17 protein-coding genes and 2 pseudogenes are annotated in these 18,764 nt (G+C 72.4%); 7 read left to right on the forward strand and 12 right to left on the reverse strand.

The features are described 5' to 3' along the window. Positions 1-98: 98 nt before the first annotated feature. Positions 99-2,573, forward strand: coding sequence for a beta-glucosidase (locus AC061S_RS27060; RefSeq protein WP_478688493.1), 2,475 nt, complete (start codon positions 99-101; stop codon positions 2,571-2,573). Between the two features lie 102 nt (positions 2,574-2,675). Here the strand turns inward: AC061S_RS27060 and AC061S_RS27065 are convergent, their stop codons facing one another. Continuing rightward, entirely contained in the window at positions 2,676-3,581 is a 906-nt protein-coding gene (locus tag AC061S_RS27065) for an SGNH/GDSL hydrolase family protein (RefSeq protein WP_478688494.1), read from the reverse strand. A gap of 249 nt (positions 3,582-3,830) precedes the next feature. Between AC061S_RS27065 and AC061S_RS27070 the strand changes: the two genes are divergently transcribed. Next, a complete protein-coding gene (locus AC061S_RS27070) occupies positions 3,831-4,325 on the forward strand; it encodes a DUF3145 domain-containing protein (RefSeq protein WP_243329390.1) in 495 nt (164 codons plus the stop codon). Positions 4,326-4,383: 58 nt separating this feature from the next. Here AC061S_RS27070 and fabF read toward each other — a convergent pair whose 3' ends face one another. From fabF to AC061S_RS27095, 5 genes are all read right to left on the reverse strand, one after another. After that, the gene (gene fabF, locus AC061S_RS27075) at positions 4,384-5,649 is read right to left on the reverse strand and encodes a beta-ketoacyl-ACP synthase II (RefSeq protein ID WP_478688495.1); all 1,266 of its coding nucleotides are present in this window, start codon (positions 5,647-5,649) and stop codon (positions 4,384-4,386) included. A gap of 76 nt (positions 5,650-5,725) precedes the next feature. Then, entirely contained in the window at positions 5,726-5,974 is a 249-nt protein-coding gene (locus AC061S_RS27080; RefSeq protein ID WP_243329395.1) for an acyl carrier protein, read from the reverse strand. A gap of 62 nt (positions 5,975-6,036) precedes the next feature. Further along, complete coding sequence (locus AC061S_RS27085) at positions 6,037-7,041, reverse strand: beta-ketoacyl-ACP synthase 3 (protein WP_478688496.1); 1,005 nt, start codon at positions 7,039-7,041, stop codon at positions 6,037-6,039. Between the two features lie 20 nt (positions 7,042-7,061). Continuing rightward, on the reverse strand, positions 7,062-7,994 hold the full coding sequence (locus AC061S_RS27090; protein ID WP_478688497.1) for an ACP S-malonyltransferase: 933 nt from the start codon (positions 7,992-7,994) through the stop codon (positions 7,062-7,064). 89 nt (positions 7,995-8,083) lie between these two features. Next, entirely contained in the window at positions 8,084-9,301 is a 1,218-nt protein-coding gene (locus tag AC061S_RS27095; RefSeq protein ID WP_250745570.1) for a PucR family transcriptional regulator, read from the reverse strand. Positions 9,302-9,382: 81 nt separating this feature from the next. Here AC061S_RS27095 and AC061S_RS27100 point away from each other — a divergent pair, with 81 nt between their 5' ends. Then, positions 9,383-10,045 carry a pirin family protein gene (locus AC061S_RS27100; RefSeq protein WP_478688498.1) on the forward strand — a complete coding sequence of 221 codons (663 nt, stop codon included), beginning with the start codon at positions 9,383-9,385 and terminating at the stop codon, positions 10,043-10,045. 32 nt (positions 10,046-10,077) lie between these two features. Here AC061S_RS27100 and AC061S_RS27105 read toward each other — a convergent pair whose 3' ends face one another. After that, the gene (locus AC061S_RS27105; protein WP_478688519.1) at positions 10,078-10,896 is read right to left on the reverse strand and encodes a serine hydrolase domain-containing protein; all 819 of its coding nucleotides are present in this window, start codon (positions 10,894-10,896) and stop codon (positions 10,078-10,080) included. Positions 10,897-10,956: 60 nt separating this feature from the next. Between AC061S_RS27105 and AC061S_RS27110 the strand changes: the two genes are divergently transcribed. Together AC061S_RS27110 and AC061S_RS27115 are read left to right on the forward strand one after the other, a co-directional pair. Next, positions 10,957-11,373, forward strand: a complete 417-nt coding sequence (locus tag AC061S_RS27110) for a MerR family transcriptional regulator (protein WP_478688499.1) — start codon at positions 10,957-10,959, stop codon at positions 11,371-11,373. Continuing rightward, the gene (locus tag AC061S_RS27115; RefSeq protein ID WP_478688500.1) at positions 11,370-12,422 is read left to right on the forward strand and encodes an aldo/keto reductase; all 1,053 of its coding nucleotides are present in this window, start codon (positions 11,370-11,372) and stop codon (positions 12,420-12,422) included. Before AC061S_RS27110 ends, AC061S_RS27115 begins: the two co-directional genes overlap by 4 nt. 84 nt (positions 12,423-12,506) lie before the next feature. Here the strand turns inward: AC061S_RS27115 and AC061S_RS27120 are convergent, their stop codons facing one another. The 4 genes and pseudogenes from AC061S_RS27120 to AC061S_RS27135 form a co-directional block, all read right to left on the reverse strand. Continuing rightward, positions 12,507-13,361, reverse strand: a complete 855-nt coding sequence (locus AC061S_RS27120) for a DUF4429 domain-containing protein (RefSeq protein WP_478688501.1) — start codon at positions 13,359-13,361, stop codon at positions 12,507-12,509. Positions 13,362-13,435: 74 nt separating this feature from the next. Then, the gene (locus AC061S_RS27125; RefSeq protein WP_478688520.1) at positions 13,436-14,587 is read right to left on the reverse strand and encodes an alpha/beta hydrolase; all 1,152 of its coding nucleotides are present in this window, start codon (positions 14,585-14,587) and stop codon (positions 13,436-13,438) included. 248 nt (positions 14,588-14,835) lie between these two features. Beyond that, positions 14,836-15,495: a TetR/AcrR family transcriptional regulator gene (locus AC061S_RS27130; protein WP_478688521.1), complete on the reverse strand. Its 660-nt coding sequence runs from the start codon at positions 15,493-15,495 to the stop codon at positions 14,836-14,838. Positions 15,496-15,578: 83 nt separating this feature from the next. Then, positions 15,579-16,812 (reverse strand): annotated as a pseudogene (locus AC061S_RS27135) (RNA-guided endonuclease InsQ/TnpB family protein). A 164-nt stretch (positions 16,813-16,976) separates the two neighbouring features. On the opposite strand from AC061S_RS27135, the pseudogene AC061S_RS27140 reads away from it, so the two are divergent. Both AC061S_RS27140 and AC061S_RS27145 read left to right on the forward strand, forming a co-directional pair. After that, positions 16,977-17,144 (forward strand): annotated as a pseudogene (locus AC061S_RS27140) (MFS transporter); the annotation flags it as partial. Between the two features lie 263 nt (positions 17,145-17,407). Then, positions 17,408-17,914 carry a peptidase inhibitor family I36 protein gene (locus AC061S_RS27145; protein ID WP_478688502.1) on the forward strand — a complete coding sequence of 169 codons (507 nt, stop codon included), beginning with the start codon at positions 17,408-17,410 and terminating at the stop codon, positions 17,912-17,914. On the opposite strand, the gene AC061S_RS27150 is transcribed toward AC061S_RS27145, so the two are convergent. Further along, positions 17,895-18,725: a potassium channel family protein gene (locus tag AC061S_RS27150; protein ID WP_478688503.1), complete on the reverse strand. Its 831-nt coding sequence runs from the start codon at positions 18,723-18,725 to the stop codon at positions 17,895-17,897. The two genes, AC061S_RS27145 and AC061S_RS27150, sit on opposite strands and share 20 nt — an antisense overlap. Between the last annotated feature and the right edge of the window lie 39 nt (positions 18,726-18,764).

An 18,764-nucleotide genomic window follows, 5' to 3' on the forward strand; every position in this document is an offset into this window, starting at 1 on the left:
AACCCTACCGCTCTACAGGTAACGGGTCCACCATGGGGTCACCGCACAGCGCCGCACCGCACAGCACCGCGCAGCGCACCCGCACTCAACGAGGAGGCATGGCCGTGACCGATGCCGATCAGGTCCGCAACGACGCCGTAGAGACGGCCCTGGGCAAGCTGGACCTCGACACCAAGGCCCGGCTGCTGGCCGGCCAGGACATGTGGTCCCTGCCCGCCGTCCCCGAGATCGGACTGAAGTCCCTGGTCATGTCCGACGGCCCCATCGGGGTGCGCGGCGTGCGATGGACCGCCGACGACCCGTCGATCGCCCTGCCCTCCCCGACCGCGCTCGCCGCCGCGTGGGACCCCGAGCTCGCCCGCCGGGCCGGCCGCCTCCTCGCCCAGGAGGCCCGCCGCAAGGGCGTCCACGTGCTCCTCGCGCCCACCGTCAACCTGCACCGCTCCCCGCTCGGCGGCCGGCACTTCGAGTGCTACTCCGAGGACCCGTTCCTGACCGGCGCGGTCGGCAGCGGCTACGTGAACGGCGTCCAGGACGGCGGCGTCGGCACCACCGTCAAGCACTTCGTCGGCAACGACGCGGAGACCGAGCGGTTCACCGTCGACAGCGTCATCGCCCCGCGCCCGCTGCGCGAGCTGTACCTGGCCCCCTTCGAGGCCATCGTCGCCAACGCCCACCCGTGGGGCATCATGACCGCCTACAACCGGGTCAACGGCACGACCATGACCGAGCACCGGTACCTCGTCAACGAGGTCCTGCGCGGCGAATGGGGCTTCGACGGCTTCAACGTCTCGGACTGGATGGCCGCCCGCTCCACCACCGGCGACATCCTCGGCGGCATGGACGTGGCCATGCCCGGTCCCGTCACCGTCTACGGAGCTCCGCTCGCCGAGGCCGTCCGCGCCGGCGAGGTCCCCGAGTCCGCCGTCGACGACGCCGTCCGCAACGTCCTGCGCCTCGCCGCCCGCGTCGGCATCCTGGAGGGCGCCCCCGCCGCGGTCGGCGAGGTCCCGGCCCCCGTCGACGGCCAGGCGCTGGCCCGCGAGCTGGCCGCCCGCGGCTTCGTCCTCGTACGCAACGAGGCAGTCGCCGACGGAGCTGCGAACGCCGGGAAGCGCGTGCTCCCGCTCGACACCGCCCCCGGCCGCACCGTCGCCCTCAGCGGCGCCGCCGCCCGTGACGCCCGCGTCCTCGGCGGCGGCAGCGCCACCGTCTTCCCGGAGCGGATCGTCTCCCCGCTGGACGGACTCACCGAAGCCCTGCCCGACGGGGCTCTGACCTTCACCGTCGGCGCCGACCCCAGCGACGAACTGACCCCCGCCGACAAGGGCTTCGAGCTCCGCGCGGTCTGCCGGGACGCCTCCGGCGCGGTCCTCGGCACCGGCTCGCTGCCCACCGGCCAGGTCCAGTGGATCGGCGACGACCTGCCCGACGGCGTCACGTACGAGACGATGGCGAGCATCGAGGTCACCGGTACGTTCGTGCCGCGCGAGAGCGGCGAGCACGCCTTCGGCACCCGCGGACTCGGCGCCTTCACCCTCGCCGTCGGCGGCGAGACCCGCTTCGACGGGGTCCAGCCGATGGGCGACGAGGCCGACCCCTTCGAGGCGTTCTTCGGCGCTCCCCAGGTGCGGACCCGCCTCACGCTCACCGAGGGCGAAGCCGTCGAGGTCTCGCTGACCTACCAGGTGCCCGACATGACGACCCTGCCGCTCAAGGCGATCATGTTCTCCTTCCTCCACCTCGGCCCGCAGCGCTCCGCCGACGAGCTCATCGCCGAGGCCGTGGAGGCCGCGCGCGCCGCCGACGCCGCCGTCGTGGTCGTCGCCACCACCGAGCGGGTGGAGTCCGAGGGCTTCGACCGCAAGGACCTCACCCTCCCGGGCCGCCAGAACGACCTGGTGCGCGCCGTCGCCGCCGTCAACCCGAACACCGTGGTCGTCGTCAACGCGGGCTCCCCGGTGGAACTCCCGTGGCGCGACGAGGTCGCCGCCGTCCTGCTGACCTGGTTCCCCGGGCAGGAGGGCGGGGCCGCGCTGGCCGACGTACTCCTCGGCGAGGCCGAGCCGGGCGGTCGGCTGCCCACCACCTGGCCCGCCGAGTTCGCCGACGCGCCCGTCACCGACGTCACCCCCGCCGAGGGGCGCCTGGAGTACACCGAGGGGCTCTTCATCGGCTACCGCGCCTACGAGAAGCACGGGATCGCCCCGGCCTTCCCCTTCGGGCACGGCCTCGGCTACACGGACTGGGCCTACGAGTCCCTGGAGGCCACCCCCACGCAGGCCAAGGTCCGCGTAACCAACACCGGCACCCGGCCGGGCCGCGAGACCGTACAGGTCTACCTGGCGCCCGTCGCGGACAGCGTCGAGCGCCCGGCGAGCTGGCTGGCGGGCTTCGCGAGCGTGACCGCCGGCCCCGGCGAGAGCGTCGACGTGGAGATCCCGCTGCCGGAGCGCGCCTTCGAGATCTGGGACCAGCCCTCCCGCTCCTGGCAGCGGATCGGCGGCGCCTACGAGGTCCGCGCGAGCCGCTCGCACGGCGACACGCGGCTGACGGCGGCCCTCGACCTGTAATGGCCGGAAATCACCCGTACTGATCGACAGTCGTGGTGGTTCACACAAGCCGGACCGGGGGCGGGCCCTGACACCCGCCCCCGGTCCGATCCCTCTCCCGCGTCAACGCGGAGGCTCGGCGGAGGTCACCTGTCGGTGCGCCAGTTCCGCGAGCCGCGCCTGCCCGTCCTTGCCCGGATGGAACCAGTCCCAGCGGCTCAACTGCTCCGCCGAGAAGGGGTACTGGAACACCGCTCCGCCGTCGTAGCGGCACAGCTCGTCCTTCGCGCAGACCTCGCGCAGCGCCTCGTTGTACTCGACCACGCGCGCCCGCACCTGCTCCCGCCGGGCCGTCGCACCGGCGGCCGCCGAGGTCGGATCGGCGAGCATCGACTGACAGATGCCCAGCTTCCACACCTGGCGCACCATCGGGTCGTCCTTGCCCTGCTGCCACAGCCGCTGGAGGTCCGGGACGCTGGAGACGTACACCTGCGAGGCCGGCGAGGCCGCCCGCAGGCCGGCCAGCGCCTCCTCGAAGCCGGAGCGGAAGGCGGCCACCGGAGTCATCGACGAAGCCGAGGGCCGGCAGGCGTCGTTCGAGCCCACCATCACCGTGACCAGGCCCGGCTTGTGCGCGGCCGCCGACGCGAGCTGTGCCGGCAGGTCCGCCATCCGGGAGCCGGTAACCGCGTAGTTCCAGCTCCGCGCGGGCGCCTCGGCCTCGCCGAGCAGCCGGGCGGCCAGCGAGCGCACCTCCGGGTCGTCACCCGTGGCCCAGGAGGCCTCCGGACAGTCGGCCAGCACCGAACAGGCGTCGAAACCGGCCGTGATGGAGTCGCCCACGGCGGCGACCGAGGCCGGCGCGGTGTTCCATCGCGGGGCAGCCTGCGCTCCGAGTTCGCCCCCGGTCTTCGCCGCGTCCGCCGAACACCCGGTCAGCGCACCCGCCGCCACGAACAGCAGGGCGGCCGCCGCGCCCGCGCCCGCGGAAGTCCGACGCGCGCGGCGGCGTGGGGCGGTGGTGCGCATGCGGAAGGTCCCTCCTCGTCGCCCCGCGTCATTCGGCGGCGTCCTGCTGAGTGAATGCTCTGTGTTTACGGGCCTCGGAGCGACCGTACGTCACACCATGACCCCCGGCGCACGGTAGCTTTTTCCCGTGGCGTTTCGGCCGCAAGTCCCGCAACGCAATGTCAAATAATTTCCGTTACATTACATCACGTCACATACTGTCCGTTTTCTGGAGTTTATTCCCGACCTCGTCCCACACTGGAGGTCCCGGTGACGACACGTGGAGTCCTGTACGTGCACTCCGCACCGCGCGCGCTTTGCCCGCACGTGGAATGGGCTGTTGCGGGGGTGCTCGGGGTGCGGGTGAACCTCGACTGGATCCGTCAGCCCGCCTCCCCGGGCACCTGGAGAGCCGAGTTCTCCTGGCAGGCCGAGGCGGGCACCGCCTCGAAACTCGCCTCCGCGCTGCGCGGCTGGCACCTGCTCCGCTTCGAAGTGACCGCGGAACCCTGTCCGACCGCCGAGGGCGAGCGCTACAGCTCCACCCCGCACCTGGGCATCTTCCACGCCGTCACCGGCATGCACGGCGACATCCTGATCCCCGAGGACCGGCTGCGCGCCGCCCTCGCCCGGTCCGCGCACGGGGAGACGGACCTGGAGGCGGAGATCGCCAAACTGCTCGGCAAACCCTGGGACGACGAGCTCGAACCCTTCCGCTACGCGGGCGAGGGCGCCCCGGTCCGCTGGCTCCACCAGGTGGTCTGAGCACACGCAGAAGGCCCCGCCCGGCAGATGCCGAGCGGGGCCCTTCGTGCGTGGGAACTCAGACGCTTCGGAAGGCGAGGGTCACGTTGTGGCCGCCGAAGCCGAAGGAGTTGTTGATCGCGGAGATCGGCCCCTCCGCCGGGAGCTTGCGGGGCTCGCCGCGCACGATGTCCGCGTCGATGTCGTCGTCGATGTCGTCGAGGTTGATCGTCGGCGGGGCGAGGCGGTGGTACAGCGCCAGCACCGTGGCCACGGTCTCGATGCCGCCGGCGCCACCGAGGAGGTGACCGGTCATCGACTTCGTCGCCGAGATCGCGATGTGGTCGAGGTCGTCGCCCAGCACCTTGCGCAGGGCCTTCAGCTCGGCCGTGTCACCCTGCGGGGTGGACGTGGCGTGCGCGTTCAGGTGGACCAGCTCGGCCGGGTCGAGACCCGTGTTGTCGAGCAGGTTCTGCACGGCCGCCGCGACACCGCGGCCGGTCGGCTCCGGCTGCGCGATGTGGTGGCTGTCCGCGGACAGGCCCTGGCCCAGCACCTCGCAGTAGACCCGGGCGCCGCGCGCGGCGGCGTGCTCGGCGGACTCCAGGACCACGACGCCCGCGCCCTCGCCGAGGACGAAGCCGTCGCGGGCCTTGTCGTACGGACGGGAGGCCGTGGTCGGGTTCTCGTTGTTCTTGGACATCGCCATCATGTTGGCGAACGCAGCGATCGGCAGCGGGTGGATCGCCGCCTCGGTGCCGCCCGCGACGACCACGTCGGCACGGCCGGTGCGGATCATCTCGACGGCGTAGCCGATGGCCTCGGCGCCGGAGGCGCAGGCGCTGACCGGAGTGTGCACACCCGCGCGGGCGTTGACCTCCAGGCCGACGTTGGCCGACGGGCCGTTGGGCATGAGCATGGGGACGGTGTGCGGGGAGACCCGGCGCACGCCCTTTTCCTTCAGTACGTCGTACTGGTCGAGCAGGGTGGTCACGCCGCCGATGCCGGAGGCGATGACGGTGCCCAGGCGCTCGGGCGCGATCGACGCGTCCTCGCCCGCCGGGGCGGTGTAACCGGCGTCGGTCCACGCCTCGCGGGCCGCGATGATCGCGAACTGGGCCGAGCGGTCCAGCTTGCGGGCCAGCGGCCGGGGAAGGACCTCACTCGGGTCCACGGCGGCGGTGGCGGCGATGCGGACCGGGAGTTCGGCGAAGCGCTCACCTTCGAGAGGCTTTACGCCGGAACGGCCGGCAAGCAGACCTTCCCAGGTCGAAGCGCTGTCGCCACCCAGCGGAGTGGTTGCGCCGATACCGGTGACGACCACGGTGCGATTGGTCGGGCTCACAGGAATTCTTTCTCCACGTTTCAGGGGGTGAATTGTCACGGCGCCACCGCGGGGTGGCGACAAACGCTCGTCAGGCTCAGGCCTGGTGCTTGAGGATGTAGCTCGCGGCGTCGCCGACGGTCTTGAGACCCTTGACGTCCTCGTCCGGGATCTTCACCTCGAAGCGCTCTTCGGCGGCGACGACGACCTCGACCATGGACAGCGAGTCGACGTCCAGGTCGTCGGTGAAGGACTTCTCGAGCTGGACGTCCTCGGTCGGGATGCCGGCGATCTCGTTGACGATCTCCGCGAGACCTTCGACGATTTCTTCCTGGGTGAAGGCCATGTTGGCGCTCCTTCTATAGCTAGCTGGGGGTCAAACGGAGTCCGGGATGTGGATCCCGGGCCCTAGGGGAGGGTAACGACCGTTGCGGCGTAGACGAGCCCCGCCCCGAAGCCGATGACGAGCGCGGTGTCGCCGCTCTTCGCCGCACCGGTCGCCAGGAGCCGCTCCATTGCGAGCGGGATCGAGGCGGCCGAGGTGTTGCCGGTGGTTTCGATGTCACGGGCGACCGTGACGTGCTCCGGCAGCTTCAGAGTCTTCACCATCGAGTCGATGATCCGCATGTTCGCCTGGTGCGGAATGAAGACGTCCAGGTCATCAGCGGTGATCCCGGCTGCGTCGAGCGCCTGCTGGGCCACCTTCGCCATCTCGAAGACGGCCCAGCGGAAGACCGCCTGGCCCTCCTGCGTGATGGCGGGAAACTTTTCGCCGCCGTCCCTGCCGAGGTACTCGTCCCACGGCACGGTCTGCTTGATGGTCTCCGACTTGTCGCCCTCCGAACCCCACACGGTGGGGCCGATGGCCGGCTCGTCCGAGGGGCCGACGACCACGGCGCCCGCGCCGTCACCGAAGAGGAAGGCCGTCGCGCGGTCCTCCAGGTCGGTCAGGTCCGAGAGCCGCTCCACGCCGATGACCAGCACGTACTCGGCCGAGCCCTCGACGACCAGCCCCTTGGCCAGGGTCAGGCCGTAGCCGAAGCCGGCGCAGCCCGCGGAGATGTCGAAGGCGGCGGGCTTGCCCGCGCCGATGCGGTGCGCGATCTCGGTCGCCACGGCCGGGGTCTGCTTGAAGTGCGACACCGTCGAGACGATCACGGCGCCGATCTTCTCCGGAGCGATCCCGGAGGCGGCCAGGGCCTTGCCCGAGGCCTCCACCGACATCGCGGCGACGGTCTCCTGCGGCGAGGCCCAGTGCCGCGTCGCGATACCGGAACGGGAGCGGATCCACTCGTCGGAGGAGTCGATGGTTTCGAGGATGACCTCGTTCGGCACCACACGGATCGGACGGTAGCCGCCGACACCGAGGATGCGGGCGTACGGGGAGCCCTTGGCAGGCTTGATCTTCGACATGCTGAGGTGGGCTCCTTCTCTCAGGCCGCGTGCTCGGAGACGAGCGCCGCGGCCTTTTCGAGATCGTCCGGGGTCTTCAGGGCCACGCTCGGTACGCCCTTCAGCGCGCGCTTGGCCAGACCCGTCAGGGTGCCACCGGGGGACAGCTCTACGATCCCGGTGACGCCCAGCGCGGCGAACGTCTCCATGCACAGGTCCCAGCGGACCGGATTGGCCACCTGGCCCACCAGCCGGGCGACGACATCGGCGCCCGTGGTCACGACCTGACCGTCCTTGTTCGATACGTACGTCAGCGCCGGGTCGGCCGGGGAGAGGGCCGCCGCGGCCTTCTCCAGACCGGCGACCGCCGGAGCCATGTGGTGCGTGTGGAAGGCGCCCGCGACCTTGAGGGCGACGACCTTCATGGAACCCTCGGGCTTCTCGGCCTCCAGGGCCGCGATCTGCTCCATGGTCCCCGCGGCCACGATCTGGCCCGCGCCGTTCACGTTCGCCGGGGTCAGACCCAGCTTCTCCAGGTGCGCGACGACCACGTCCGGGTCCCCGCCGAGGACGGCGGCCATGCCCGTCGCGGTGATCCCCGCGGCCTCGGCCATGGCGAGCCCGCGGGTGCGTACGAAGGACAGCGCGTCCGTGTCGGACAGGACTCCGGCGTACGCGGCGGCGGTGATCTCGCCGACGCTGTGGCCCGCCACGGCGCCGAAGGCGGTGGGGCCGATCGCGGGGACGGCGGTCAGCTCGGCCGCGGCGAGCAGGCCGGCGGCCACCAGCAGGGGCTGTGCGACGGCCGTGTCGCGGATCTCGTCCGCGTCGGCCTTCGTGCCGTAGTGGGCAAGGTCGAGCCCGATGGCGTCCGACCAGCCGGCGACGCGGTCAGCGGCGCCGGGCAGTTCGAGCCAGGGAGTCAGGAAGCCGGGCGTCTGTGCGCCTTGGCCGGGAGCGACGAGTACGAGCACCCTCACACTCTCTCTTGTGTTCGGTCCGCGCCGCCCGTGGGGACAGGGACGAAGAACCATCGGGGTAATTGTTGATGTCCGACAAAAGCTTAGGACTGAGGATCGCCGTCGGCCAGACGCCCGAGGATCAGGGCGATCCGCAGCGTGAACGCGGAGCGGACATCCGAGGGCGACCAGCCGGTGACGTCTGTCACACGTCGCAGCCGGTAGCGCACGGTGTTCGGGTGCACGAACAGCATCCGAGCCGCGCCTTCCAGGCTGCTCGCCTGCTCCAGGTAGACGCTCAGCGTTTCCAGGAGGGCCGATCCGGCCTCTTCGAGCGGTCTGTAGATCTCCTCCACCAACTGCTCGCGGGCCGAAGGGTCGGAGGCGATCGCGCGTTCGGGCAGGAGATCGTCCGCGAGGACCGGCCTCGGAGCGTCCTGCCAGGCCGTACAGGCCTTGAGTCCGGCCGCGGCGGCCTGTGCCGATTTCGTGGCGTTCAGCAGGTCCGGGACCACCGGTCCGGCGACCACCGCACCCGCCGCGAACGGCCCGATCAGCGACTTCGCCACCTGCATCGGGTTGTCGCTGCCACCCGCGATGACCACGAGCCGGTCGCCCAGCACACCGGTGAGCACCTGCAGCTTGTGGTGGCGGGCGGCCCGTCGGATCGCCTCGACGGTCAGCTCGCTGTCGCCCTCCGGAGCCGTGCCCAGCACCACGCACACGTGCTCGGGGGAGTTCCAGCCGAGGGCCGCGGCCCGGGACAGCGCACCCTCGTCGGCCTCCCCGGACAGCACCGCGTTGACCACCAGGGACTCCAGCCGGGCGTCCCAGGCACCGCGCGCCTCGGCGGCCTGGGCGTACACCTGGGCGGTCGCGAAGGCGATCTCCCGGGCGTACACGAGCAGGGCCTCGCGCAGGATCGACTCGTCGCCGGGCGCCGCTACCTCGTCGATCGCGGTCTCCATGACCTCGATCGTGGTGCGCACCATCTCGACGGTCTGGCGCAGGGTGATCGCCCGGGTCAGCTCGCGCGGAGCCGTTCCGAAGACGTCGGTGGAGATCGCCTGCGGGGTCTCCGGATGCCGGAACCACTCGGTGAACGCGGCGATACCGGCCTGGGCGACCAGGCCGATCCAGGACCGGTTCTCCGGCGGCATCGCCCGGTACCACGACAGCGTCTCGTCCATGCGCGCGATGGCGTTGGCGGCGAGCCGGCCGGAGGACTTCTCCAGCCGTCGCAGCGTCGCCGAGTGCGGATGGGGCGGAGCCGGATGCGCGGGGTGGACCGCGGGTGAATGCTCACGTTCGGGTTGGGGCACGTGACAAGACTGCCTTATCGGGACCGCTGCGCGGAGTCCGGTCTCATCCCGGGCCGCGCCCCGGGGGCTACGGTGGCCCCCATGATTGATGTACGCCGAGGCTCCGACCGGTACGCGGGCGGGGAACCCCACTCCGGGATCACCACCCGGCACGCCTTCTCCTTCGGCCCGCACTACGACCCCGAGAACCTGCGGTTCGGCCCGGTCCTGGCGTGCAACGAGGAGAGCCTCGCCGCCGGCGCGGGCTTCGACGAACACCCCCACAGCCACACCGAGATCGTGACCTGGGTGGCCGAGGGCGAGCTCACCCACCGGGACGCCACGGGCGCCGAAACCCTGGTGCGGCCCGGTGACGTACAGCACCTCGGCGCGGCGTCCGGCACCCGGCACGTGGAACGCAACGACGGACCCGGGCCGCTGTGCTTCGTCCAGATGTGGCTGGCCCCCGCCGATCCGGCCGGGGAGCCCTCGTACACGCTGGTCAGGGGGATCGCCGACAGCACGCCCTACGCCGTGCCCGCGGCCGGGGCCGTCCTGCACGTACGGCGTCCGGGCGCGGGCGAGCGGGTCGCCGTACCGGCCGCAGGGCGGGTGTACCTGCACGTCGTACGGGGAGACCTGCGGCTGGACGGCGTGGATGGCGACGAGCTCAGCCCCGGGGACTCGGCGCGGATCACCGGCGAGCCGGAGCTGGAGCTGGTCGCCGGATCCCCGGCCGAGGTGCTGATCTGGGAGTTCTCGTAGGAGGGGCCCCGTAGGGGGTGGCCGCAGGGGCCTCAGCGGGTCCTGAGCTCCGCGAGCACCGCGTCGGTGAACGGGGGCCAGGCCTCCACGGCCCACGGCCCGAAGGCGCGGTCCGTCAGCGCCACGCAGGCGGCGCGGGCGTCCGGGTCCACCCACAGGAAGGTCCCGGACTGCCCGAAGTGCCCGAAGGTGCGCGGCGAGGAACCGGCGCCCGTCCAGTGCGGGGCCTTCCCGTCGCGGATCTCCATGCCGAGCCCCCAGTCGTTGGGGGACTGGTGGCCGTAGCCGGGCAGGACGCCCTTGAGGCCGGGGTGGACCACGGAGGTGGCCTCGGCGACGGTACGGACGTCCAGCAACCGGGGCTGCTGGAGTTCGGCGGCGAAGCGCACGAGGTCGGAGACGGTGGAGACGCCGTCCTTGGCGGGCGAGCCCTCCAGGCTGCTCGACGCCATGCCCAGCGGCTCGAAGACGGCCTCCGCCAGGTACGCGGCGAAGGGGATGCCGGTGGCCTTCGCGATGTGGTCGCCGAGCTCCTCGAAACCGGCGTTCGAGTACAGCCGGCGCTGCCCGGGAGGGGCCGTCACCCGGTGCTCGTCGAAGGCCAGGCCACTGGTGTGGGCGAGCAGGTGGCGCACGGTGGAGCCCTCGGGCCCGGCCGGCTCGTCCAGCTCGATCGCGCCCTCCTCGTAGGCGACGAGGGCGGCGTACGCGGCGAGCGGCTTGGTGACGGAGGCCAGCGGGAAGCGGTGGTCCACCGGTCCGTGGGCGGCGAGCACCGTCCCGTCGGCGTCGACGACGGCCGCGGCGGCGGTCGGGACCGGCCAGCTCTCGATGATGCGCAGACTCTGCAAGCTCTCCATGCGGCCGAGGGTACTTGCTTGGAGTGCACTCCAAGGATTTAGCGTGGAGCCATGAGCCCGACCGAGAGCCCACTGCAGACACGGACGCGGTACACGATCAGCGAGGTCGAGGCCCGGACCGGTCTGACCCAGCACACCTTGCGCTGGTACGAGCGGATCGGCCTCATGCCGCACGTGGACCGCTCCCACTCGGGTCAGCGGCGCTTCACCGACAAGGACCTCGACTGGCTGGCCTTCGTCGGCAAGTTGCGCACCACGGGAATGTCGGTGGCGGACATGGTCCGGTACGCCGAACTCGTCCGTGAGGGCCCGCACACCGCCGCCGACCGGCGCGCACTGCTGGAGCGGACGCGCGACGAGGTGCGGACGCGGATCACGGAGCTGACGGACGCGCTCGCAGTGCTGGACTACAAGATCGATACGTATGCGATGTGCGCGACCGTCGCGGGAGAGGCAGACCGGACATGACCGGGAACACGGTGAGGATCGAGACGGTGGGGATCGAGACGGTGGGGATCGAGCAGGTCGAACTGGGCCGGGGCGGCCCGCTGGTGGGCGTCCAGGGGCTCGGCTGCATGGGCATGAGCGAGTTCTACGGGGACACGGACGAGGCGGCCGCCCGGCGGACCCTGGACGCGGCGCTGGCCGCCGGGGTCACCCTCTTCGACACCGCCGACGTCTACGGGCGGGGCGCCAACGAGGAGTTCCTCTCGCCGTTCGTGGCCGCGCACCGCGACCGGATCACCCTCGCCACGAAGTTCGCCATCGAGCGGACGGACGACCCGGTGTACCGGGGGGTCCGCAACGACCGCGCGTACGTCCGCGGCGCGGTGGAGGACAGTCTGCGCAGGCTGGGCACCGAGGTGATCGACCTCTACTACATGCACCGGCGCGATCCGGCCGTGCCGCTCGCCGAATCGGTGGGCGCGATGGCGGAGTTGGTGCGGGAGGGCAAGGTGCGCCACCTCGGGCTCAGCGAGGTGACCGGCGCCGAGCTGCGCGAGGCGCACGCGGTGCACCCGATCGCGGCGCTCCAGTCGGAGTGGTCGCTGTTCAGCCGGGACGTGGAGCGCAGCGCGGTGGGCGCGGCGGCGGAGCTGGGCGTGGCCGTCGTGCCGTACTCCCCGCTCGGGCGCGGCTTCCTGACCGGCGCGTTCGCGGACGCGTCGGCGGAGCTGACGGCCGGTGACTTCCGGCAGTACCAGCCCCGTTTCACGGGGGACAACGCGAAGGCCAACGGGGCGCTGCTGGCGCCGGTACGGGAGATCGCGGCGGCCCGCGGGGCCACGCCGGCCCAGATCGCCCTGGCGTGGGTGCACCAGCGGGCGGCGGTGCACGGCCTGACGGTCGTCCCGATCCCGGGCACCCGCAAGCCCTCCCGCCTCACGGAGAACACGGCGGCGACCCGCATCACGCTGACGACCGCCGAACTGTCCCTCCTGGACCCGATCGCAGCCCGGGTGGCGGGCGACCGCTACGCCGACATGAGCGCCACCTCGGCGGCCCGCGAGGGGTAGGACGGGCGTCAGCCAAATCCAGCCTCGAACGGTGGAAGGGAGGGTAGGGGACAGCCCCGCAGGGCCGGCCGACGCCCCGCAGGGTCAGGCTCCGGCCGTGAAGCGGTCCCGCAGGGCCCGGTACTCCGCATCCGTGAGCAGCCCCGCACTGTGCAGCTCGGCGAGGTGCTGGATCCGCTCCCACTCCCGGGGCCCGGGCACACGAGCCCCCACCGCGCCGGAGGCGACCGGCGCCCGCGCCCGCAGAGCGGTGAGCACCGCCGCCGCGAACGGCAGCGACTCGTGCACGGCTCCGTACCCCACGCCGAAGACCGCGGAGGCGAGATCGTGGTCCGGCCGGGGATCACCGGGGCCCTCGCGGGGCAACAGCCGCAGGTGCCCGCCGGACCGTTCCGGGGAGTGCCAGACCAGCCCGGCCAGGGCGGCCAGCGGATACCGCTGGTCGCCCGCCTTCCACTTGGCGCTGGTGGCCCCGGTCCGCGACCAGTGGAAGGTGACGGACCCGCCGTCGAAGGCGAGCCGGGCGTCGTACGCCTTCAGCGTGGCCGGCGGCTCCGGGGCGGAGACCAGGAACCGCTCGGCCGGCCCGGCCGGCCCCAGCCGCTCGCGCAGGGTCTCGGCGAAGGCCGCCACCCGCCCGGCGCCGGCGCCGCCACCCGGCAGCACCAGCCGGTACGGATCGCAGGCTTCCCGCAACTGCCCGGCCGCGGCCTCCATCAGCGGATCCGCTCCGGCCCGTACGCGGGCGTGCAGCACCAGGGCGTCCCGCCGTCCCACGGTCAGGCCCACCCCGGACAACGCTTCGAGGGGAATCCGGCGTTCCCCCAGGGCGTGCCAGAGTCTGGGCGTTCGCAACCCCCGTGCGAAGCGGATGATGAGCGAGTTCGTGGTGCGGTCGAACTCCCAGACGGCATGGTTTCCGGCCAGTACGTCACCCATGCGGCACATCGTAAAGGGACGCACCCCCGTGCGTCCCCCTGCTGTGAGGTCCGATTTCGGGTCGGCCGGGCGGGTCAGGAACCGTCCGGCCCGGATGTTCCGCGCCGGCAGGTGTCGTCCCCGGCGGCGCACACCGTGGAACCGAACGCACCGGTTCCGATACGGGCGAAGTTGTCCAGGGATTCGGTCCCTGGCTCGAAGTAGCCGGTGTGGCTCTTGGCTCCGGCCGCCGACAGGACCCGTGCGCCGAACTCCTCGGAGACCGGATCCGCGCCGTGGCCCAGACCCCCGAACTCCAGGTGGGGCACGTCGGCGATCCAGTCACCGGCGTCCCGCATCGCCCACACCCGCGCCGAGGTGCCCAGCTCGGCGGCGTTCTCCGCGCGCATCCCGGGGCTGCCCGCCACCACGATGTCCGTGACCCGGCGCGGCAGTTCGTGCGCGGCAACCCCGCACACCACCGATCCGTAGCTGTGGCAGAACAGCGCCACGCTCGCCTGCCCGGGCAGCGCGGAGGTCAGCGAGCGCAGCCGGGCCGCGCCGTCCACGGCCAGCCGGCCGGTCACCGCGTCCATGCCGACACCGGTCGGGGCCGTGTAGCCGGCCCAGGCGATGACCGCGGTCCGGCCGCCCGGGGCGGCCGCCCGCTCGGCCTCGTACAGGGACTCCGCCATGCCGACGGGGGCGGTCAGCCGGCGCTCGGTGCGCTCGAAGGTGAGCGCGTCGGTGTCGACCCCGGGGACGATCACCGAGATCCGGCGGGCCTCGCCGAGGTCGCCGAAGACCTCGGCGGCGAGGGCGCCGCCGGTGGGGTCGAAGACGAGGATCTGCCGGCCGGGCTCGGCGAGGGACGCGAAGCGGTGGGCGCGCCGGGCGGCGGTGGCGCGGTCGGCGGGGGCCAGCGCGATGTCGTGCGCACGGGTCTCCTCGACCCGCGCGGCCTGCTGCAGGGCCATCCGGTTGGCCCGGTAGCGGACGGTCGGCGGCGCGCCGTCGAGATTGCCGACCACCAGCGGGTGCCCCTCGGCGAGCCGGGCGCGCTGGGCGCCGTCGAGGCTCGCGAAGAAACGTGCCACCACCGACGCCGGGGCATCGGCGGCGGGCAGGGCCCGGCCTTCGAAGCGGGCCCCGGACCAGGAGGCGAGCGCGGCCTCGCGCGGGGACGGGCCGCTCGCGGGCCGGTAGACGGCCGTCCAGCCCGTGGTCGTCAGCATCAGGAAGACCACCGCCAGCGCGAGCAGGGCGCGCAGGGCGGCCGGGCGCGCGGGGGCGTCGGCGGAGTGGGCGTGGGCGGGGCCGGGCAGGTTCACTGCGCCCAGCCTAGGAGACCTCGGCGGCTGCCTGCGCGCCGGGTGACGGGAGTCACCGCCGACCGTGGGACGCCCCGCCGGCGGGTACGCCCGTACGGGACCCGCGGGCGCGGGCGCCCGTGCCCGTACGGGACCTGCGCCCGGCCGGGAGGCGACCGCGCCGGTCAGGCGGGTCGGCGCCAGTCGGCGGCCAGTGCCGGGCCGATCTGGTCGAGGTAGACCTCGGTCATCCGCCGGATGGTGGCCACGCTGGTGTCCTCGCCCTGCCCCCAGAGCCGGCCGGTGACGCGCATCACGCCCGTGAACGCGGCGACGGCCACCCGCGGGCGCGGGTCGGTGTCCACGTCCAGGCCCTCGCGCTCGGCTATCAGCCGGGCGATCTGCTCCTCCAGCTCGGTGGAGCGGCGCAGGTGCACGGCGAGCAGGGCCGGGGTGGACTCGATCAGCCGGTAGCTGCGCATGTACAGGTCGAGCGGAACCAGGTCCGAAATGGCCTCGTCGACGGTGTCCCAGGCGGCGAGCACGGCCGAGCGCATCGCCTCGAAGGGGCCCTCGGCGGGCGGCCGGGAGCGCAGCGCCGCGACGAAGTGCGATTCGACCAGGTCCTGGACGGCGAAGGCGACTTCTTCCTTGTTGGCGAAGTACCGGAAGAAGGTGCGCTGGGAGACGTCGACGGCGTCGGTGATCTCGTCGACGGTCGTCTCCTCGTACCCCTGGGCGATGAAGAGGAGGAGGGCCGCGCGCAGCAGTGCGTCGCGCGTGCGCTGTTTCTTGCGCTCGCGCAGTCCGGCGGCCGGTGCGGGCGCGGGCCGCTGATCGGTCATCACGGCGGTCAGGGTACCTTTGAATGCTCCCCTCCCCAGGGACGTGGATTCTCTCCCCTGGGGGCTGGGTGGGGATTTCCGGCTCAAGCTGCCTTACGAACCAGCGGTTCGTCGGGTCTTCTGCTCTCAGCGCCGGCCGGGTTCAGACCTGCCCGGACGAGCATCACGCGTGCGGAGTTCTTGTCCCGTGGGGACACGGCTCCGCAGGCGGTGCAGGTGTAGGTGCGTACTCCCAGCGGCAGTGCGTGCTTGGCTCTCGCTCCGCACTGCGCGCAGTCCATAGTCGTGTACGCGGGATGTACCAGGTGCACGGCACGGCCGTGCTTACGGCCCATCTCGACCAGAGCCGCTTTGGTGGCCCCGATGGCGGCGTCAGCAGCCTTCCTCGCCATGCTGGACTTGGCGAGGAACTTCGAGCTGAAATCCTCGACGGCTAGGGCGTCGTGATCGCGGACCACACTTTTGGCCCACTTGCGGGCGGTGTCCTGCCGCTGCCTGCTGATCTTCTTGTGGAGCTTCGCGGCCTGCCGCCGGGCCTCCCGGTAGCCCTTGGACTGCTTCTTGCCCTTGGGCGCGCGGCGGCGGGCCATCATCCGCTGGTACCGGGCCAGCCTCGCGGCGGCCTGCCGGCCGTGTTCCGGGTGCTGGAGATCATGGGCGTCACTGGTGGTCGTAGCGGTCTCCGTGACGCCCCAGTCGATCCCGATCACCGTGCCAGTCGCGGGCAGGTGCTCGGTAGGGACGGGGACGACGAACGAGCAGTACCAATGGCCGAGACGGTCCCGGTAGACCCGTACCGACGACGGATCGGCAGGAAGATCTCGTGACCACACCACCGTCAGCGATCCCGCCTGCTACATGCAGACGGCCGCCCTTGAGCCGGAAGCCGCGCTTCGTGTAGTTCAGGCTCGGATCCGTATCGCGTTTCCTCTTCCAGCGAGGCATACCGGCCCGCTGCCGCACCGGCACCCGGCCCTTGATGTCCTTCTGCGCCTTCGCCCGGGACTTCCCGAAATCCCGTACCAACTGCTGCTGTGGAACACTCGCTCCCTCCCGCAACCACAAAGTGTGGGCACGGGCCTCGGTCAGCATCCGGTCGAGCTCCGCCGGACCACACGTCCGCTTCTCCACGCCCTCAAGGTGGACCTGGTTTGCGGCGTGGACCTGCTTCGACTTGGCCACGCACTCGTTCCAGATCCACCGGCACCGGTCCCACTCCGCCACCAGCGCGGCAAGCGCAGTGGACGACACGCGAAGCCGGTAGGTGAACCGGGCACACCCGGCTTCCCCCGCTGTCGCTGCCCCCGATGCCGTCACCACACCAACGTAGAACCGCGGCTCTCACCGGTCCTCCGAACGTCTACGCCCTACCCGAATGAGTGACCAGTCGATCCGAGGATCGTCGCGGAACTGCCCAGGGAACACCCCGGTCGTTGGGGGCGCGGCTGAGGCGGTCGCCCCGGGTCCCGCCCAGCGCCTCGGAACAGCTTGCGCAGCCCATCACGGGGGTCGCGCACGACACGTTCGTGTCAGGGATGAGCACGGCCTTCACCGTCGCGGGCGTGGTCGCAGTACTCGCCGCGGTCGTGGCCGGCTTCACGAAGCGCGGCGCGAACGCGGCGGCGGGGGCGGGCGCGGCCCACATCTAGCCCCGCCCCGGCCGCCCGACCGGACACAGTGCCCCGCTGGTTCTGTGCCGCCGGCCGGGCGGCCGCGGCGGTCGTGGAGCCCGCGGAGGCGTCAACTCCAGGGCCGCGACAGCCCCGTCGGACGGTTCCGGCGGGGCTGTCGCCTATCCGGGTGGACCCGCTCGCGGCCCCTTCCGCCGGGACGTCCGCGCAGGTCAGCGTGGTGTCGACGGAGCCTTCGGAAACGGTCCGGGGCCCGTACGTCCACCAGGAGTTGACCCGTCATGCGTACGTGGAACACCACTTTCTCCGGGCGCACCGCCGCCACGGCCACGGTGCTCGCCGCCACCCTGCTGATCCCGGGCACCGCGGAATCCGCCCACGCGGCCGGCCGCGCCCCGGGCCGCACACCGGCGCAGGCCCAGGCGCAGGCCCCGACCCCGGCTGATGCTCCCGCTGCGGCCCGGGGTTCCGGGCGGGCTCGGGGGCGGGCCGCCGGGCCGCCGGCGCTCGGGGCGTGCGCCACCGGGCAGCTGTGCCTGTGGGCGAAGCCCGAGTTCAAGGGCGCCCGCACCACGCACGAGCTCAGCACCCTCGACATCAACAGCTGTACCGCCCTGCCCGCCGGGACCACCGCGCAGTCCCTCACGAACCGGACCGGCCGCCCGGTCACCACCTACCAGTCGGCCGAGTGCGCCGAGACCGGCGAGTTCCAGACCTACCCGGGCGACGGCGTGTGGCTGCCCCAGTCGCCCTACCAGGTCAGGGCGTTCAAGGTGTGGGAGCGCTGACGGCCCCGCCGCCCGCCTGGACCGGCCCGCCCTGGGCGCCGATGCCCGCGCCCGGGCCGGGCTCCCGGGCGGGCCCGGCGGGCTGCGGGATCCCGCCGAGCCGGGCGACCTCGCCGCGCAGCGCCCGTACCTCCGCCGTCAGTTCGGAGATCGCCGCCGTCTGGGCGCGCTCCACCTGGTCGTCGCGCTCGAAGCGGGAGATGAACCAGGCCGCGATGTTGGCGGTCACCACACCCAGCAGCGCGATCCCGGACAGCATCAGCCCCACCGCCAGCAGCCGTCCGAGTCCGGTGGTGGGGGAGTGGTCCCCGTACCCGACCGTCGTCATCGTGGTCACCGACCACCACAGGGCGTCCCCGAGGTTCTTGATGTTGCCGTCGGGGGCCTCCCGCTCCACGCTCAGCACCGCGAGCGAGCCGAACATCAGCAGCCCGACCACCGAGCCCGCCACGTACGTGGTGAGCCGGATCTGCGGGGCCATCCGCGCCCGCCGGCCCATCAGCAACAGGGTGGAGACCACCCGCAGCAGCCGCAGCGGCTGGACCAGCGGCAGCAGTACCGCCGCCAGGTCCAGCCAGTGGGTCCGTACGAAGGCCCTCTTCGAATGCGCCAGGCCCAGCCGCACCAGGTAGTCGGCGGCGAAGGCGGCCCACACCACCCACTCGGCGTGCCTGCAGGCACGGTGCACCGCCGGGCTCGCGTCGGGCAGGACGATGGGCACCGCGTAGGCCACGGCGAAGCCCAGGGCGAGCACCAGCAGCGGGGTCTGCGTCCGGCGCTCCCACCGCGCCTGGGGTGAGGGTTGCTTCATGGGGAGCATCGTAAGGAACGAGTAAGGGCGCCGGGACAG

Source organism: Streptomyces sp. CA189 (genome assembly GCF_056428985.1).

Bases quoted from the DNA above. Each gene is read 5' to 3' on its own strand.
- AC061S_RS27150 (WP_478688503.1), bottom strand. From the start codon at position 18,725: ATGAAGCAACCCTCACCCCAGGCGCGGTGGGAGCGCCGGACGCAGACC.
- AC061S_RS27115 (WP_478688500.1), top strand. From the start codon at position 11,370: ATGACCGGGAACACGGTGAGGATCGAGACGGTGGGGATCGAGACGGTG.
- AC061S_RS27060 (WP_478688493.1), top strand. From the start codon at position 99: ATGGCCGTGACCGATGCCGATCAGGTCCGCAACGACGCCGTAGAGACG.
- AC061S_RS27100 (WP_478688498.1), top strand. From the start codon at position 9,383: ATGATTGATGTACGCCGAGGCTCCGACCGGTACGCGGGCGGGGAACCC.
- AC061S_RS27085 (WP_478688496.1), bottom strand. From the start codon at position 7,041: ATGTCGAAGATCAAGCCTGCCAAGGGCTCCCCGTACGCCCGCATCCTC.
- AC061S_RS27110 (WP_478688499.1), top strand. From the start codon at position 10,957: ATGAGCCCGACCGAGAGCCCACTGCAGACACGGACGCGGTACACGATC.
- AC061S_RS27080 (WP_243329395.1), bottom strand. From the start codon at position 5,974: ATGGCCTTCACCCAGGAAGAAATCGTCGAAGGTCTCGCGGAGATCGTC.
- AC061S_RS27065 (WP_478688494.1), bottom strand. From the start codon at position 3,581: ATGCGCACCACCGCCCCACGCCGCCGCGCGCGTCGGACTTCCGCGGGC.
- AC061S_RS27130 (WP_478688521.1), bottom strand. From the start codon at position 15,495: ATGACCGATCAGCGGCCCGCGCCCGCACCGGCCGCCGGACTGCGCGAG.
- AC061S_RS27120 (WP_478688501.1), bottom strand. From the start codon at position 13,361: ATGGGTGACGTACTGGCCGGAAACCATGCCGTCTGGGAGTTCGACCGC.
- AC061S_RS27145 (WP_478688502.1), top strand. From the start codon at position 17,408: ATGCGTACGTGGAACACCACTTTCTCCGGGCGCACCGCCGCCACGGCC.